The following is a 2,238-nucleotide window of genomic DNA, read 5'->3' as shown; positions in this document are numbered from 1 at the left end:
CCCCACCCTCCGCCCTCTCCCCGGCCTTCCCGCAGCCGGATTCGAATGATGCCTGGAACCAAATCACGCGGCCTGGAACCAAACCGCGGGCGAGACTGTTCAGTTGTAGCTTTGATCCCACCCAGACATCCTGGCCGGCAAAGCGGCGACATTGAGGAGTTCTCACCATGAAGATTTCATCCGGATTTCGTTCCATAGCGGTTGCCGCCGTCGCCACCGCGAGCATCGGCTTTGCCAGCGCCGCGCATGCCGACAGCGGCACGATCCGCTTCGCCGTCTACAAGGCGGCCTTCTTCGTCGGTGGCTCCGGAGGCGAAGGAACGCTGACCTTCCATGGCCGCCGCTATCCCATCTCGGTCGGCGGCGTCTCGGGCGGTCTCGCCTTCGGCGTCTCCAAGACCTATTTCCGAGGTACCGTGCGCCACATCAAACGTGCGCGGGATGTGACCGGGGTCTACGGTGCGGCGGGCGGTGGCGGCGCGCTTGGCAAAGGGGCTCAGGTGATCGTCATGACCAATGACAAGGGCGCCCAGCTCGAATTGACGGGCAGGCAGGTCGGCCTGCAGGTCAACGCCGACCTCAGCGGCATGAGCATCTCGCTGAGGTAGCCGTTAGCTCCTCAGGCCCGGCGCTTCCTGCCCCGTCCGCTCGACATATTCCGTATAGCCGCCGCCATAGGTGTGGATGCCTTCGGGCGTCAGTTCCAGCACGCGGTTGGAAAGCGCCGCCAGAAAATGCCGGTCGTGCGAGACGAACAGCATGGTGCCCTCATACTGCGAAAGTGCCGTGATCAGCATCTCCTTGGTGGCGATGTCGAGATGGTTGGTCGGCTCGTCCAGCACCAAAAGGTTGGGCGGGTCGAACAGCATCAGCGCCATCACCAGCCGCGCCTTCTCGCCGCCTGACAGCACACGGCATTTCTTCTCGATCTCGTCGCCGGAAAAGCCGAAGCAGCCTGCGAGTGCCCGCAGCGGCGCCTGGCCGGCCTGGGGGAACGCGTCTTCCAGTGTCTGGAACACAGTGCGCTCGCCTTCCAGCACCTCCATGGCGTGCTGGGCGAAATATCCCATCTTGACACTTGGGCCCCGCGCGACCGTGCCGGTATCGGGCTCGGAAGCGCCGGCGACCAGCTTCAGAAGCGTCGATTTGCCGGCGCCGTTGACGCCCATGATGCACCAGCGCTCGCGGCGGCGGACCTGGAAATCGAGCCCCTCATAGATGCTGCGGCTGCCATAGCCCTTGTGGACGTTCTTCAGCGTGACGACATCCTCACCGCAGCGCGGCGCCGGCAGGAAATCGAAGGACACGGTCTGGCGGCGCTTCGGCGGCTCGACGCGGTCGATCTTGTCCAGCTTCTTCACCCGGCTCTGCACCTGCGCGGCATGCGAGGCGCGCGCCTTGAAGCGCTCGATGAAGGCGATCTCCTTGGCCAGCATCGCCTGCTGGCGCTCGAACTGAGCCTGCTGCTGCTTATCGGCGATCGCCCGCTGCTGCTGGTAGAATTCGTAGTTTCCGGAATAGGCGGTCAGCGAACCGGCGTCGATCTCGACCACCTTGTTGACGATGCGGTTCATGAACTCGCGGTCGTGCGAGGTCATCAGCAGCGCGCCATCATAGTTCTTCAGGAAGGATTCCAGCCAGATCAGGCTCTCCAGGTCGAGATGGTTCGACGGCTCGTCGAGCAGCATGGCGTCGGGCCGCATCAACAGGATGCGGGCCAGCGCCACGCGCATCTTCCAGCCGCCGGACAGCTTTCCGACATCGCCGTCCATCATCTCCTGCGAAAAGCCGAGACCGTCCAGCACTTCGCGGGCGCGGCCATCCAGCGCATAACCGTCGAGTTCCTCGAAGCGGTGCTGCGCCTCGCCATATTTTTCGATGATCTCGTCCATCTGGTCGGCCTGCTCGGGATCGGCCATGGCCGCCTCGAGGGCCGCCATTTCGGCCGCGACTTCGCTGACCGGCCCGGCGCCGTTCATCACTTCGGCGACAGCGCTGTGGCCTTCCATGTCGCCGACATCCTGGCTGAAATAGCCGATGGTGACGCCGCGATCGACCTGCACCTGGCCTTCGTCTGGCTGCTCCTGGCCGGTGATCATGCGAAACAGCGTCGTCTTGCCGGCGCCGTTCGGCCCGACGAGGCCGACCTTCTCGCCCTTCTGCAGGGACGCCGACGCTTCGATGAAGACAAGCTGACGGCCGTTCTGCTTGCTGATGCTTTCAAGTCTGATCATGCGG

The 2,238-nt window shown here is 64.1% G+C and carries 2 protein-coding genes; one reads left to right on the top strand and one right to left on the bottom strand.

Translation table 11 applies throughout. The features are described 5' to 3' along the window. Window positions 1-167: 167 nt before the first annotated feature. Window positions 168-608: a hypothetical protein gene (locus EN879_RS19010; RefSeq protein WP_013530641.1), complete on the top strand. Its 441-nt coding sequence runs from the start codon at window positions 168-170 to the stop codon at window positions 606-608. Between the two features lie 3 nt (window positions 609-611). Here EN879_RS19010 and EN879_RS19005 read toward each other — a convergent pair whose 3' ends face one another. Then, a complete protein-coding gene (locus EN879_RS19005; protein ID WP_013530640.1) occupies window positions 612-2,234 on the bottom strand; it encodes an ABC-F family ATP-binding cassette domain-containing protein in 1,623 nt (540 codons plus the stop codon). Between the last annotated feature and the right edge of the window lie 4 nt (window positions 2,235-2,238).

This window comes from Mesorhizobium sp. M7A.F.Ca.AU.002.02.1.1 (genome assembly GCF_003998535.1).
In the GTDB taxonomy this organism is placed as follows: Bacteria; Pseudomonadota; Alphaproteobacteria; order Rhizobiales; family Rhizobiaceae; genus Mesorhizobium; species Mesorhizobium ciceri.
This window is presented reverse-complemented; position numbering and strand designations above follow the sequence as displayed.

What these genes read in the sequence shown, in the direction of transcription:
- EN879_RS19005 (WP_013530640.1), bottom strand. Translation starts at nt 2,234, where the DNA reads ATGATCAGACTTGAAAGCATCAGCAAGCAGAACGGCCGTCAGCTTGTC.
- EN879_RS19010 (WP_013530641.1), top strand. Translation starts at nt 168, where the DNA reads ATGAAGATTTCATCCGGATTTCGTTCCATAGCGGTTGCCGCCGTCGCC.